15 protein-coding genes are annotated in these 15,341 nt (G+C 31.9%); 9 read left to right on the forward strand and 6 right to left on the reverse strand.

Translation table 11 applies throughout. The features are described 5' to 3' along the window. The first annotated feature begins 221 nt into the window (after positions 1 to 221). On the forward strand, positions 222 to 998 hold the full coding sequence (locus HX088_RS12625; RefSeq protein WP_225542262.1) for a superoxide dismutase: 777 nt from the start codon (positions 222 to 224) through the stop codon (positions 996 to 998). Positions 999 to 1,083: 85 nt separating this feature from the next. Here the strand turns inward: HX088_RS12625 and queG are convergent, their stop codons facing one another. Both queG and ruvB read right to left on the reverse strand, forming a co-directional pair. Continuing rightward, entirely contained in the window at positions 1,084 to 2,031 is a 948-nt protein-coding gene (gene queG, locus HX088_RS12630) for a tRNA epoxyqueuosine(34) reductase QueG (RefSeq protein ID WP_286484332.1), read from the reverse strand. A gap of 188 nt (positions 2,032 to 2,219) precedes the next feature. Beyond that, entirely contained in the window at positions 2,220 to 3,257 is a 1,038-nt protein-coding gene (gene ruvB, locus HX088_RS12635; protein WP_171622427.1) for a Holliday junction branch migration DNA helicase RuvB, read from the reverse strand. A 108-nt stretch (positions 3,258 to 3,365) separates the two neighbouring features. On the opposite strand from ruvB, the gene hemH reads away from it, so the two are divergent. The 8 genes from hemH (at position 3,366) to HX088_RS12675 (ending at position 10,625) form a co-directional block, all read left to right on the forward strand. Continuing rightward, positions 3,366 to 4,349, forward strand: a complete 984-nt coding sequence (gene hemH / locus HX088_RS12640; protein ID WP_286484333.1) for a ferrochelatase — start codon at positions 3,366 to 3,368, stop codon at positions 4,347 to 4,349. Between the two features lie 82 nt (positions 4,350 to 4,431). Beyond that, complete coding sequence (locus HX088_RS12645; RefSeq protein ID WP_171622425.1) at positions 4,432 to 5,532, forward strand: DUF3078 domain-containing protein; 1,101 nt, start codon at positions 4,432 to 4,434, stop codon at positions 5,530 to 5,532. 26 nt (positions 5,533 to 5,558) lie between these two features. After that, complete coding sequence (locus HX088_RS12650; protein WP_286484334.1) at positions 5,559 to 6,611, forward strand: DUF3078 domain-containing protein; 1,053 nt, start codon at positions 5,559 to 5,561, stop codon at positions 6,609 to 6,611. Positions 6,612 to 6,681: 70 nt separating this feature from the next. Next, positions 6,682 to 6,891: a hypothetical protein gene (locus HX088_RS12655; protein ID WP_171622423.1), complete on the forward strand. Its 210-nt coding sequence runs from the start codon at positions 6,682 to 6,684 to the stop codon at positions 6,889 to 6,891. Positions 6,892 to 6,973: 82 nt separating this feature from the next. Then, positions 6,974 to 8,203 (forward strand): imidazolonepropionase, encoded by a 1,230-nt coding sequence (gene hutI / locus HX088_RS12660; RefSeq protein ID WP_286484335.1) that lies wholly within the window; start codon positions 6,974 to 6,976, stop codon positions 8,201 to 8,203. Between the two features lie 137 nt (positions 8,204 to 8,340). Continuing rightward, a complete protein-coding gene (locus HX088_RS12665) occupies positions 8,341 to 9,201 on the forward strand; it encodes a YicC/YloC family endoribonuclease (RefSeq protein WP_225532446.1) in 861 nt (286 codons plus the stop codon). Beyond that, the gene (gmk, locus tag HX088_RS12670; RefSeq protein WP_171622421.1) at positions 9,201 to 9,767 is read left to right on the forward strand and encodes a guanylate kinase; all 567 of its coding nucleotides are present in this window, start codon (positions 9,201 to 9,203) and stop codon (positions 9,765 to 9,767) included. The genes HX088_RS12665 and gmk overlap by 1 nt, the downstream gene beginning before the upstream one ends. Positions 9,768 to 9,854: 87 nt before the next feature. Then, the gene (locus HX088_RS12675) at positions 9,855 to 10,625 is read left to right on the forward strand and encodes an alpha/beta fold hydrolase (protein ID WP_286484337.1); all 771 of its coding nucleotides are present in this window, start codon (positions 9,855 to 9,857) and stop codon (positions 10,623 to 10,625) included. Positions 10,626 to 10,661: 36 nt separating this feature from the next. Here the strand turns inward: HX088_RS12675 and HX088_RS12680 are convergent, their stop codons facing one another. The 4 genes from HX088_RS12680 to HX088_RS12695 all read right to left on the reverse strand — a co-directional run bounded on the left by HX088_RS12680 (position 10,662) and on the right by HX088_RS12695 (position 15,218). Continuing rightward, the gene (locus tag HX088_RS12680) at positions 10,662 to 13,151 is read right to left on the reverse strand and encodes a cation-translocating P-type ATPase (RefSeq protein ID WP_286484338.1); all 2,490 of its coding nucleotides are present in this window, start codon (positions 13,149 to 13,151) and stop codon (positions 10,662 to 10,664) included. Positions 13,152 to 13,276: 125 nt separating this feature from the next. Continuing rightward, the gene (locus HX088_RS12685; RefSeq protein ID WP_225542269.1) at positions 13,277 to 14,038 is read right to left on the reverse strand and encodes a C40 family peptidase; all 762 of its coding nucleotides are present in this window, start codon (positions 14,036 to 14,038) and stop codon (positions 13,277 to 13,279) included. Continuing rightward, the gene (locus tag HX088_RS12690; RefSeq protein ID WP_171622417.1) at positions 14,038 to 14,685 is read right to left on the reverse strand and encodes an O-methyltransferase; all 648 of its coding nucleotides are present in this window, start codon (positions 14,683 to 14,685) and stop codon (positions 14,038 to 14,040) included. Before HX088_RS12690 ends, HX088_RS12685 begins: the two co-directional genes overlap by 1 nt. A gap of 89 nt (positions 14,686 to 14,774) precedes the next feature. After that, positions 14,775 to 15,218 (reverse strand): hypothetical protein, encoded by a 444-nt coding sequence (locus HX088_RS12695; RefSeq protein ID WP_171622416.1) that lies wholly within the window; start codon positions 15,216 to 15,218, stop codon positions 14,775 to 14,777. Positions 15,219 to 15,341 lie beyond the last annotated feature (123 nt).

Genomic DNA, 15,341 nt, shown 5'->3' on the forward strand with positions numbered 1-15,341 from the left:
AAGGAAGTTTGGCTATATTAGCCCTATCGAAAAACTAAAATCTACTTGGCCAGTTGCACTTATAACTTGAACATGGCAATTAATAAAAAATATGATATAGTAATTTTTTAAAATTAGATGACTTTAACAGAAAATTAAAAGTAAAGAATTTTATATTCAATCAAAATCTGTTATTTTAGTGGAAATATTAATATTATAAGTAAACTACATAAAATTAAAAGATGAAAAAGGGTGTATTTTTGATGTCAGTTTTGGGTGTTCTTTTCTTTGTTCAATCATGTGAAACGAAGAAGGAAAATGCTGACACAACAAAAGAAGAAGTTATACAAAATGATACAATTCAAGTAAAAGAAACTGTTGGTAATCCTACAGATGTAAAAGCTGACCCAGGGACATTTCAAATAAAACCTTTGAAATACGGTTACGATGAGTTAAAAGAATACATTGATGCAAAAACAATGGAAGTTCATTACTCTAAACATTATTTAGGATACATCAACAAGATGAACACTGCATTAAAAGAAGCCAATATCAAATCAAATGATATCGTAGATATTTTGAAAAAAATGGATATGAATAATGGTGCTTTACGCAATAATGCTGGTGGATATTACAATCACATGCTATATTTCGATATTATGTCTCCAACGCCTCAAAAAGAGCCTAAAGGAGATCTTAAAGCAAAGATTGATGCAACATTTGGTTCTACAGAAGAATTGTTAAAACAATTGGATGAAGCGGGTGCAAAACGTTTTGGTTCTGGTTGGGCTTGGTTAGTTGTAAAAGAAGATGGTTCTTTAGCAGTTACAAGTACAGCAAATCAAGACAATCCGTTGATGCCTGGTGCAGAAGTTGCAGGAACACCAATTTTAGGAATTGATGTTTGGGAACATGCATATTACTTGAAATACCAAAACAAACGCGATGAATATTTGAAAGCGTTCAATAATGTTTTGGATTGGAAACAAGTTGAAGATAATTACAAGAAGGCGAAATAAACTTCTTAAAACACAATGCTCCAATTAGTAATATATTTCTTTGGAGCATTTTTTATAAAAGAATGTAAAATGAAAACTTAACCATTCATTCTAATTTTACAAAATCAATATTTCTTTTTAATCCATTAAACTTAGTTCGTTTGACAGGTGATTTTTTAAAAATTACTCGGAAAACGTCTTCGGTAATTTCTTCCCAGTCTTTTTTCGAAAATTGATTGATACTTTCGTGCCTTATAAAACGCGTTTCCTTTGTAGGAAGCGAAAAACGATTCCAAGGACAAACTTCTTGACATACATCACAACCAAAAATCCAATCATCAAACTTTCCTTTCATTTCAGCAGGAATCTGATCTTTCAATTCGATTGTAAAATACGAAATACATTGACTTCCGTTCACCGTTTTATTTGGTAAAATAGCATCTGTTGGACAAGCCTCAATACAACGCGTACAATTTCCACAATGATCTGTTGCAATTGGAGAATCATAAGCCAACTCCAAATCAATAATTAATTCAGATAAAAAGAAGAACGATCCTTTTTGTTTGGATAACGTCAACGAATTTTTTCCAACCCACCCAATTCCTGCTTTTTTTGCCCAAGCATGTTCTAATATTGGTGCAGAATCTGCAAAAGCTCGACCACTCACCTCTCCTATTTCATCTTGAATAAAATCTAACAATTCGCGCACTTTTTCCTTCACAACAAAATGATAATCTTCACCTTGTGCATACATGGCTACTTTGTACGAATTAGGATTTCGATCTAAATCTTGGTAATAATTATACGTCAACGAAATCACAGATTTTGCTCCTTCAACCAACAAACGTGGATCTAATCGCATATCAAAATGATTTTCCATATATTTCATTTCTCCATGAAAATCATTTTTTAACCAAGCTTCTAAATGAAGTGCTTCGTCTTCTAAAAAGTCAGCCTTTGCTATTCCACAAGAAATAAATCCTAACAATTCAGCTTTTTCTTTGATTCGTTGGGACCATTTTATTTTAATATGTTCTTCTGTTTGAAGGAGCATTTTAATTATGAATAATTAAATTTGAATTGATCTTAAATGTAAAACTTCAATAAAATCAGTATGAAACGATTCGTCTATTCAAGTGTTTAAATTATTCCTTAGATTAATTTAAATCTATCGAGAACTTAGACAAAATATTATCTAAAGATTCTTCGACAAGCTAGAATAAAAGCGAACTTAGAACAAATTTACAAATCAAATAAATCGGTTTGAGGAGAATTTTCACCTCTATATTTCACACCAATATGTTTATAGGCTTTTTCTGTTGCTACACGACCACGCGCCGTACGCATCAAATAACCTTCTTGAATGAGATAAGGTTCATAAACTTCTTCCAATGTCCCGCCATTTTCACCAACTGCTGTAGCTAAAGTTGTAATTCCGACAGGTCCTCCTTTAAATTTTTCGATAATGGTTGATAAAATACGATTATCCATTTCGTCTAAACCATTGTCATCAACTTTAAGAGCTTTTAAAGAAAATTCTGCGATTGATAAATCAATCTTTCCGTTTCCTTTTATCTGTGCAAAATCTCGCGTTCTACGTAACAAAGCATTTGCAATACGAGGTGTTCCACGACTACGACCAGCGATTTCTATCGCAGCTCTTTCGTCAATTGGTGTATCTAAAATACGAGAAGAACGCTCTACAATCGAACTTAAAAGTTCTACATTGTAATATTCGAATCTAAAATTAATTCCGAAACGAGCGCGTAAAGGAGCAGTTAATAAACCAGAACGTGTTGTTGCGCCTATTAAGGTAAAAGGATTCAAGCCAATTTGCACTGAACGTGCATTAGGTCCTGACTCAATCATAATATCGATCTTAAAATCCTCCATTGCCGAATATAAATATTCTTCGATAACAGGTGACATTCGGTGGATTTCATCAATAAAAAGCACATCATTTTCTTCTAAATTTGTCAATAAACCTGCTAAATCACTCGGTTTATCGAGAACTGGTCCAGAAGTAATTTTAATTCCAACGCCTAATTCATTCGCAATAATATTTGCCAATGTCGTTTTTCCTAAACCTGGAGGTCCGTGTAATAAAACATGATCCAAGGCTTCTCCACGAAGTTTAGACGCTTTTACGAATACTTCTAAATTTTCGAGAATATGAGCTTGTCCTGCAAAATCATCAAAACTTTGCGGACGCACGGTATTTTCGTGATTAAGATCGTCGTCTGGATAAAATTCTTTATCAGGATTTAATAAATCTGACATAAAATGATGATATAAATTATAATGATAATATTACGAAGAACAATTTAAATTATCCGCCGTACTTTTACACCTACAAAGAACGCAATATTTTTTTAGATAAAAAGAATTATGAGCAAAGGAATATTATTAGTGAATTTAGGATCGCCCGATTCTACCGAAGTTGAAGATGTAAGAACATATTTACGTGAATTTTTAATGGATGGGAAAGTGATTGACTCACCTTGGTTGATTCGTAAAATGATCGTAGAACTTTTTATTTTACCTAAAAGACCGATACAATCAGCTGAAGCGTATAAAAAGATTTGGACAAAGGATGGTTCTCCATTAATTATTTATTCAAAAAATTTACAACAAAAAGTTCAAGAGCAATTAGATTTTCCAGTGGGATTAGCTATGCGTTATAAAAATCCTTCGATTGAAGTTGGACTACAAGAGCTTTATGATAAAGGCGTTCGCGATATATTAGTTGTTCCACTTTATCCTCAGTATACGATGTCAACAACAGAAACTGTTGCAGATAAGGTATTAGAAGTTCAGAAGAAAAAATTCAAAGATGTGAAAGTAAATTTCTTAAAAGCTTTTTACAAGCATCCTGATTATATTAAAATTTTAGGAGATTCTATCAAAGAGAATTTACCCGAGAATTACGATAAATTATTATTTTCTTATCATGGAATTCCAGAACGTCACGATAAAAAAGCACTGAGAGCAGCAAAAGTTAGCAAATTACCAATTGAAACGTATCGCAATCAATGTTTAGAGACAACAGAGTTAGTGGCAGATTACTTGCAATTACCAAAAGATAAATACTACACATCCTTTCAATCTCGTTTAGGAAAAGATCCTTGGATCAAACCTTATACAGACGAAACGTTAGAACATTTTCCAGAAGAAGGTGTGAAGAATTTGGCTGTTTGTACTCCTGCTTTTGTAGCTGATTGTTTAGAAACCTTAGAAGAAATTTCGATGGAGGGTAAAGAAGAGTTTTTAAAAGCTGGTGGTGAACAATTTACATACATACCATGTTTAAATGATCGTCAAGATTGGATTGATACTTTAGTTAAATGGTTTCAAGGTTGGGAAAATAATTAAAAAGCATTTTAACCTTACAAAATAAATTAGATATCTTTGTTTAGAATTTTTCAATTTTAAACAAAGATATTTTTTTTAGTACATGAGACTATTTATCTCAATCCTATTTTTAGTCCTATCCGTTTTTAGCTCTGCTCAGTTTTTAGATACAAGTGGAAATCTAATTATTGATGGGCGAAAATATCTAAAGTCTAAAGTAGACACAACAGGTCGTGCATCAGGTTGGGAAATTTATGGAGCAAATACGTTAACTGTCAATCAAAATACATTTTCTAATTGGATGGCCGGAGGAGAAAATTCGGTTTCTCTCAATGCAAAAGCTGATTATGAATTCAATTTCCGAAAAAAGAAACATTTTTGGGACAATCGTTTTATTTTAGAATATGGATTCTTAGATAATAAAACCAATGGAACACGTAAAACTGCAGATAACATCAATCTTACAACTTCTTATGGATATTTGATTAAAGAAAAATGGTATCTAACTACATCGCTTAATATTCGTTCTCAGTTTTCTGCTGGTTATGATTATGGAGCAACTCCCAAAAAGAAACTATCAAATTTATTTGCTCCTGCGTATATTACAATAGGGGTCGGTGCAAATTATACACCTAATTCTAATTTTTCTGTAACATTTCAACCATTAACTTCTCGTACCACAATTGTTGCAGATAAAGATTTACAGACAAAAGGAACTTATGGTTTGCGCAACGATGGAGATGCTTTACTTTTCGAAGTTGGAGCCTATTTAGGTGGTCGTTATAAAGTAAAAATTTTTGAAAATGTAACCTACGATAACAATATTGGTATATTCTCTAATTATTCGAATAAGTTTTACAATTTAGATATTGTTTACGCAGGATTATTAGACATGAAAATCAATCACTTTATGTCTACTCAATTGGCTTTAAATCTAATTTATGATGAAGACCAAGTGAAAGAAACACAATTTAAGCAAACCTTAGGTATTGGGTTAACTTATAAAATAGACAGCACGAAAAAGAAACCGAAAAAAAAATCAAGAAAAAAAGAGATTCTTCCCTACTTCGATACAACTGGCATTGCTCCTATTCATCTGCCAAAAGTCAAATTGGATAAACGTAATTATGATCAAGTATTCGAAAAAAATACCATTGACGAAAAAGCTACTTATATCAAATCTGAATCAATATTTTGGGAATAATTAAACGAAAACAACTTTAACTATTTATGAAAAAACATTTAGTCACTTTAGCCTTATTTGCTTCTATGATGTCTTTTGCTCAAACTATAAAAGATGGGATAGTTACAACTGATAGTAAACGCTATTTAAAAGATCAAAAATTTGACGGTCGCCAACATGGTTGGTTTGTATCAGGTAACAATTCTCTTTTATTCTCTCAAAGTGCTTTTTCCAATTGGGTTGCAGGAGGTGTAAATTCATTTGCTTTAAATGCGAATGTTGATTACGAATTCAATTTAACCCGTGAAAAACATATTTGGGACAATCGTATCGTTTTAGGTTATGGAATTCAAACCAATAAAGGAGAAAGTTCTCGAAAAACAAATGATGTGATCGATTTAACTTCATCTTACGGTTATAACATCGGAAATAATTGGTATTTGGCTGCATCGATGAATTTCCGAACGCAATTTACAGAAGGATATGATTATTCGTTAGATCCAAAAGAAAAAATTTCAAATCTAATGGCGCCAGGTTATTTAAGTTTAGGATTGGGTGTTGATTATAAACCGAACGAAAATTTTCAAGTAAACATTCATCCTTTTACACCAAGAGTTACATTTGTTTTGGATAAAGATTTACAACAAAAAGGAAATTTTGGACTTAAGAATGATGGTGACAATACCTTATTTGAATTTGGTGCTTATTTAGGCGCACGATACAAATTACAAATAATGGATGGTATTAGCTATGACAGCCGTTTAGGAATCTATGCTGATTACTTAAAAAAAATCGGAAATATGGATGTTGCCTATCAAGGAATTTTAGACCTTAAAGTCAATAAATTTGTTTCGGCTCAAGTTGCTGTCAACTTATTGTATGACGAAGATCAAATTAAAAAAACTCAAGTAAAACAAACACTTGGAATCGGGTTTAATTATAAATTTGATAACACGCCTCCAAAAGTTGAAGAGGCATCAACAACAGCCTTCATACAAGAAGCACCAATCTTCGAAGAAAAAGAAAACACCATAGAAGTCGCAACTAATATTCTGAAGAATGAACCAATTCTTAATGAAACAAAATTAGTCACTCAATAATATTTTCAACCTGCTTTTGATAAGCAGGTTTTTTATTTTTTTTATCTTTACAATTCAATAGAAGAATAAAATGACAAAAAATATTTTTGGTGCGCTTTTACCACAAGTTTTAATTATAATTTGGGCTGCTTACGAGCTTAACATTGGGTTAGTTAATGATCAAAATAGTCGTGTTATCGTAAATAGTATTGTTATTTTAATTTTTGTTTTCATCTCTATCGTAACGTTGGTTAAAGTAATCAAATACCCTAACGACCCTACTTATTTGAAGAAAAAATAAACTTCGAAGTTCGTTAAACGAGTTTCAAAATTCGAATACAATCTCCGTTAAATTTCGTAAACTTGTGTTATAAAACAACAAAATGAAGTTAATCGGTCCTTTCAGACAAATTATAACACTTGCCAATTTACCTTTAAAAGGCGCAATTCACGAAAATCAAGTCGATATTCTTGAAAATGGCGGGATTATTACTGACAATGAAACAATTGTAGAAATTGGTCATTTCGAAACGATTTCTCAACAACATCCAAACATCGAAATTGAACGAATTGAAACAGAACAGGTTTTACTTCCTGGATTTGTCGATTCGCATACACACGTTTGTTTTGGAGGAAATCGCGCCAAAGATTTTGCAATGCGTTTGGACGGAAAAACCTATTTAGAAATTGCAGAAAGTGGTGGTGGAATTTGGTCTACCGTGACAGAAACACGTAAAAAAACGGTTGATGAACTGAAAGATATTACACTAAAACATATTGCGCAATTAGCCAAACAAGGAATTACAACGGCTGAAGTAAAATCGGGTTATGCACTTTCTGTTGAAGGTGAAATCAAGATGTTGGAAGCTATAAATATGGCGAATCAAGAAAGTGAAATTGATTTGATTCCGACTTTTTTAGGCGCGCATATGAAACCAAAAGATTTTGAAGGTTCGAACAAAGAATATTTAGAATTATTGGTAAAAGAAGTTTTTCCTAAATTAAAATCTGAAGAATTAGCAAACCGCATAGATATTTTTGTGGAACAATCTGCTTTTTCTGTTGAAGAAGGTGATTATTTCTTGAACGAAGCCAAAAAACAAGGATTTGACATTACCATTCACGCCGATCAATTTACGGCTGGAGGAAGTTATTTAGCCACTAAACACCATGCATTGAGCGCAGATCATTTGGAATTTTCTGGAAAAGAAGAAGTGAAAAATCTAGCCAATTCTGATGTTGTAGCAACAGTTTTACCTGGTGCTTCTATTGGTTTGGGAATGCAATATGCGCCTGCACGAAAATTGTTAGATGCTGGTTGTTGTGTTTCGATTGCTTCGGATTGGAATCCTGGTTCAGCTCCAATGGGAAATCTATTGACACAAGCTTCTGTATTAGCTACTTTTGAGAAATTATCAATGGCTGAAGTTTTAGCTGCAATTACTTTTCGTGCTGCAAAGGCTTTAAATTTAACTGATCGTGGAACAATAGAAAAAGGTAAAAAAGCCGATTTTATCAGCTTCTCTACCTTCGATTATCGTAATATTATTTATTATCAAGGACAATTACAACCAACAAATGTTTGGAAAAATGGTTCTTTGATTAATCAATAGTATAAATATTATCAGGAGTGATGGTATTTGCGTATATATAAATTTCAACTAAATGTTAAACTTTAAAGTCATTAAAAGCGATATTAAGTTCACATTACGTTAATTTATTGTAATTTTGCTCGCATAATTTTACAATTATGATAGCATCTATGACAGGTTACGGTAAAGCCGTATTGGAATTACCTGAAAAAAAAGTAACGATAGAAATCCGTTCTTTGAACAGTAAAACATTGGATTTGAACACAAGAATCCCTTCTTTTTACCGCGAGAAAGAATTAGAAATCAGAAATCTTATTTCAGAAAAAGTTCAACGTGGGAAAATTGATTTTTCGATGTTGGTTGAATTAAATCCAGCTGCAAGAAATCAATCTATAAATGCTGAATTAATCAAAAGTTATATGGAAGAATTCAAGTCGATCACTCCAAATGTGACTGACGGCGAATTGTTACCAGTTATCATGCGTTTGCCTGATGTTATTTCGTATACGCAAGATGATTTGAACGAAGAAGAATGGAATCAAATTCGTGCAACAATCATCGAAGCAATCAATGCTTTGAATCAATTTAGATTAGATGAAGGAAAAGTATTAGAAAAATATTTAACATTAAACTTAAATAATATTCTTGAACTTTTAACTCAAGTTATACCATTTGAACAAGAACGTATTGAAACAATTAAAGAACGTTTCAACAAACGTTTAGAAGAATTAAAAGTTGATGTTGATCAAAATCGTTTTGAGCAAGAAATGATTTTCTATTTGGAAAAATTAGACATCACAGAAGAAAAAGTTCGTTTGAAAAATCATTGCGAATATTTCTTAAAAGAATTAGCGGGAATAGCATCTAATGGTAAAAAATTAGGTTTTATTTCTCAAGAAATTGGACGAGAAATCAATACTTTAGGCTCAAAATCTAATCATTCTGAAATGCAAAAAATTGTCGTTCAAATGAAAGATGAATTGGAAAAAATTAAAGAACAATCGTTAAACATTTTATAATGAAAAAAGGAAAGTTAATTGTCTTTTCAGCACCATCAGGCGCAGGAAAAACAACTTTGGTTCGCTATGCTTTAGAACAATTAGATCACATCAAATTTTCTATTTCTTGTACAACAAGAGATAAACGCGAAGGTGAAGTTCACGGAAAAGACTATTATTTCTTAACTCCAGAAGAATTTAAAACAAAAATTGCAAACGACGAATTCGTAGAACACGAAGAAGTCTATCGTAATAATTTTTATGGAACATTAAAATCGGAAGTTGATCGTATTACTTCTGAAGGTAATTCTGTTATTTTTGATATTGATGTAATTGGTGCATTGAATATCAAAAAATTATACGGAGAAGAATGTTTAACCGTATTTGTTAATCCACCTTCATTAGATATTTTAAAAGAACGATTGATTTCACGTAATACCGAAAGCGAGGATAAGTTGAAACAGCGTATTGATAAAGCGGGAATCGAAATGGAAAAAGCAAAAGAGTTTGATACTATTCTTTTGAATGATGATTTAGAAACTGCAAAAGCAAAAACGTTAGATATTATTACTGATTTTATCAACTAATAATTTATCCTAATCCTATACAAATGCCTCGATTTTATTTATTCGAGGCATTTTTGTTATCTTTAATTCTGAAAATCAAAATAAAAAATGGAAATCCAAACTTGTTTAGAAATCAACGATGCTAAAATTCATTACATTCACCACGAAATTAATCCAGAAAGACCTACACTAATATTCTTACACGATTCCTTAGGGTGTACACAACTTTGGAGGGATTTCCCAAAAGAAGTTGCCGAAAAAAGTAATTGTAATCTGTTTATTTATGATCGAAAAGGTTATGGAAAATCATCTCCATTTACAATTGATCGACGCGAGTTAACTTATATGCACGATGAAGCGGACTTTTTAAATCAACTTGTCAACCATTTCAACTTTAAAGAAATTATTCTTTTTGGACATAGTGATGGTGGTACAATTGCATTACTGTATGCAGCTAAGTACCACAAAAATCTAAAAGGAATTGTAGTTGTTGGTTCTCATGTCATCGTAGAAGAAATAACACTGAATGGAATTAGAGCTGCTAAAATTGCTTACGCAGAAACAAACCTAAAAGAACGTTTAAGAAAATATCACGGAGATAATACGCAAAAAGTATTTGAAATGTGGACCGAAACATGGCTAAGAACCGATTTTGTAAACTTTGATATTCGCGAAGAATTAAAAAATATAAAATGTCCTACTTTGGTTATTCAAGGAATTGATGACGAATTTGGAACAATGGAACAAGTGATTGGAATTATCGACAATGTAAATGGACGAAAAGAAAATTATATCGTTCCTGACGCTAAACATACGCCTTTTAGAGAAAATAAAGTACCTACTTTTGAAAAAACAATCGAGTTTATTGATACATTATAATCTCAATAAACTCGATGATTATTCATTAAATCATTTTTATTTTTTACGTTTTATCCATTTATAAATTTCGAACCATAAAACCGAAACTACAGCAACTATCATTGCTAAACTTAGCTCATTTACATTTAATGATGTTACTTTAAAAAACTTCGAAATTGGTTGTATATATAAAATCGAAAACAAAATACACAAGGTTAAAATAATCACAGCCAACATTAAGTAGTTTTTATTTTTAAAACTTGACCATAAACTATCATAAAATGAACGATTCGTTAAACTCAACCAAATATTCGAAAAAATAAGTGTTGTAAAGACCATTGCACGTGTTTTATCTTCATCTCCACCAGATTGATAGGTAAATTGATAAATAAAAAGCAAACCTAATGTAATGGCTAATCCTTGAATTATACTTGTCGAAAGCTCTTTCCAATTCAGAAAAGTTTCCGTCATAGGACGAGGTTTTTCGTTCATAGAATTCTTTTCCAAAGGTTCGTTTTCATAGACAATCGAACATGTAGGTCCCATAACCAACTCTAAGAAAATAACGTGAACAGGTGTGAAAATTTGAGGAAATGCCCAACCCAAAAATAATGGCAAGGAAACGATTAATATAATCGGAATATGAATTGAAATTATGTATTGAACTGCTTTTTTTAGGTTGGTATAAATTCTTCTTCCAGCTTCAATTCCAATCACTAATTTACCAAAATCATCATTTGTTAGAATCAATTGTGCAGCTTGCTTCGCAATCTCTGTTCCTTTCTCTCCCATTGCAACCCCAATATGCGCTGCTTTTAAAGCTGGTCCGTCGTTTACACCATCGCCTAACATGGCAACAATTTCTCCGTTATCCTTTAATGCATTTACAACTGCTAATTTCGCTTCAGGAAACATACGTGCGAACAAAACTTTTTCATCTGCAGTTTTTGCCAATTCTTCTTTCGAAAGATGAGCAATTTCAGCTCCAGTTATATGATCTTCGGCATGAATAATTCCTGCTTGATTAGCTATACTCATTGTTGTTTCGGCATTATCACCTGTGATTACTTTAACTTTTATTCCAGCATCATATATTTTTTGAAACACTTCATTTATACCTTTCTTTGGTGGATCATAAAACACCACAAAACCTAACAATTCAAAGGGCAATTCTTGTTGTTGTTTTGGAAAATCAGTCGAACCAAAAGTCGATTTTGCAACACCCAAAAGTCGATATCCTTGTGTTCCTAAATCGCGAATCACCTTTCGCAACTGGATTATTTGTTCTTCAGAAAGATGAGCAACTTGTAAAATAGCTTCAGGAGCTCCTTTCGCAGCGATAATTAGATGATCTTCAGCATTTCGAAAACAATGCGTCATCATTGGAGGTTTTCCTGACAATGGATATTCGTGAAACATCTGATAGTTTGCTCTAACATCTTTTTGTGTCGCCTCGTAAACACGATGCAATGTTTTTTCCATCGGATCAAAAGGAACAGGTTCACTACTCCACATTGCATACTCAATTAACTCCGCAATTACTTTATTCTGAAACTTATCTTCTTCATAAATTGCATTGGTTTTAAAGTCATAAACAGCTTTTAATTGCATCGAGTTTTCGGTAATTGTTCCTGTTTTGTCGCTACAAATTACTGTTGTACTCCCTAAGGTTTCTACAACGCTACTTTTTTTAACAATAATTCCTTGACGTAGTAACTTCCACGATCCTAAAGCCATAAAAGTAGTAAAAGCAACAGGAATTTCTTCTGGTAAAATAGACATTGCTAATGTTAATCCACTCAATAAACTATTGATTAAATCTTTCGTTTGAATATAATTTACAACGCAAACTAATAAGAAAACTATGATTCCGATAATCGCCATTCCTTTTACAAACTTTTCAATTTGTATCTGCAAAGGTGATTTTTCGTCTTTAATTGATAAAAGTGAAGTTCCTATTTTTCCTAATTTTGTTTCAGCACCAATACTTGTTACTTCAAAAAAAGCTAATCCCGAAACGGTTAAGGTTCCACTATAAATTTCTGGATGTTCGGTATCTTTAAAAACTGACATACTCTCACCTGTCAGTGCCGATTCGTTTACAGAAAAATCATTGCTATGAACAATTTTACCATCTGCATTAATCATTTTTCCTTCTTCTGTAACACATAAATCTCCAACCGTAATTTCGTGTGTAGGGATTTCGATTAATTCGCCGTTACGAACAACCGAGCTCAACGGTTCGTTCAATTTTTCGAGTTCTTCTAACGCTTTTTGATTACGACTATCTTGATAAAAAGAAATCCCTGTTAAAGCAAGAATCGCAACAAACATAAACGCTGCTTCGCCTAAATCACCTACAAGTAAATAAATAACTGAAACCACAATTAAAATAATTGTCATGGGCTCTTTCAAGATATCAAACAACATACTGTACCATGTACTTTTATGTTCATCCTTTATAGCATTATAGCCATATTTTTGTTGTGATTCTTTTACTTCGGTGGTAGATAATCCTTTTAAATGACTCGGAATTTTGATACTCATTGAACTGATTTATATAAGCCTAAAAATACAATTAATTCAAATGAAAAAACGAGTTTGTACATCGTCTAATTAATATTTAGATTCAAACCAAAAAAGACTATTGAAATTCAATAGTCTTTTTTGGTTTATATAAGTTTGCGAATGCATCTTAATTTATGCGAATATTTTTGGGAGTCGGTATTAAAAATACCATTGGTATCAATAGGATCAATACGAACTTTACCATGTGCATGTAAAACTTTTCCCTTACCACACATAATTCCTACATGTATTATACGACCTTCTGCATTATCAAAAAATGCTAAATCACCAGGTTCTGCTTCTTCTACAAAACTTAACACTTCGCCCATTTCTGCTTGTTGATAAGCATCTCGTGGTATTTTATATCCCCCAATTTTGTACACTTGTTGTGTTAATCCAGAACAATCTATTCCAAAAGATGATTTACCACCCCACAAATAAGGTACATTTAAGTAAGCTTTTGCTATTTCAACCAACTGATCTTTTGATTTTTTACCAGAAGTATATACGCCAAAATATTCGAAACATTTTGTTCCAATTCGAATCTTACTTTCGTTCAAAGATCGAACTTCAGCTCCAATAGTCAACGTCATAGGCAATCCATTTTCCATCGCATGATTGTACGGATTGATTGCAAATTTCTCCATGAAATCTTTGTTGTATTCTTCTTCAGAAATAGTAATAATTTGTTTCGGATCTAACCAACCTTCGTATCCATCAAAAGTCAGCTGAACTTTTGTCCATTTTTCTAATTCTTCTAAAATAATTAACTTTTCTCCAAACAAAACTTGACTCACCATTTCTGATGAATCTCTTGCTTCGGAGCGCAAGGGCGCAACACTTACTTGACAAATAGCGTATTTCATTATTTTTTTCGGATTAATGTAATTCCGTCACGAATTGGTAAAATTATTGACTCTACTCGTTTGTCTTTCGTTACCATTTCATTAAATTCTTTCAAAATTTTTGTCGAAGGATCTTTTTTATCTTCCTCTTCCATCATTACTTTTCCGTACCACAAAACATTGTCAACTAACATGGTTCCTCCTGGACGTAAAAGTTCTAAAACTTTTTCAAAATAATAAGGATAACTCTCTTTATCAGCATCAATAAAAGCTAAATCTACAGAATTTTTCTCGATTGTTTCTAATTCTTCGCGTGCATCATTGATTCTAAAATCAATTTTTGAAGCAAATTCAGATTCATCAAAATATTTTCTGCACAAATATTCCAATTCATCATTTTTATCCATCGTAATGATTTTTCCATCAGATGTCAAACCTTCTGCCAAACACAATGTTGCGTAACCTGTAAAAGTTCCTAATTCAACAATAGTTTTTGGTGCTAAAATTTTTGACAAAACACTTAACAAGCGACCTTGGTATTCGCCCGAAATCATGTGCGGTTGTGTTGTACATTGATAGGTTTCAACACGTAAACGACTCAAGATTTCTGGTTCTTGGTCTGTGTGATGATCTAAATACGATTCTAAAATTGGTGAAATTTTTATCATGCCATTAAAAAGTGTACAAAAATACAAAAAAGTGGTAAACTTTGGCTATATAAAAGGCGTTTCGATGAGAAAATTATTCCGAAAAACAACTAATATTTATCTTCTAAATACTTCATAACCTCTTCATCTGTTATATTCATTGGTGGTTTTTCCCATCCATTCATAGGTTCTTTTATAGAATCGTCAATAATATACGGGACAAGATATTTAATATGTGTATCAGGATTATAAACAACTAATACTTTTTCTCCAACCGAAAACTTACTAATATCTTTAGGAGCCTTTCCTTCATAAGAATGTCCATTATATGAATAAATATACTTAACAAATTCCATTGATCTTGTTTTCGAGAATCCAGAAATAATTCCAACAGTATATAATCTTTTCTCTTTAATTTCATTTAATGAGTTTCTTTGATTAAAAAAAATAATTCCTGATAAAAAAATTAGAATTAATATAATTCCAAGCCATTTTAAAAATTCTGTCTTCTTATCTTCTTTCTCATTTTTCAAAGAGGGTAAAAATTTATTCATACTTAACTAATCTATTTTAATCACTAAACTACAAAATAATAAAACCAAAAGAAGCTGTCTCAAAACTAGACAGCTTCTTTTTTTTGCTTTTTAGAATACATATGTTCTTGTATAGTTGGATTT

Origin of the sequence: Empedobacter sp. 225-1, from assembly GCF_030328185.1 — a bacterium.
Lineage (GTDB): Bacteria > Bacteroidota > Bacteroidia > Flavobacteriales > Weeksellaceae > Empedobacter > Empedobacter stercoris.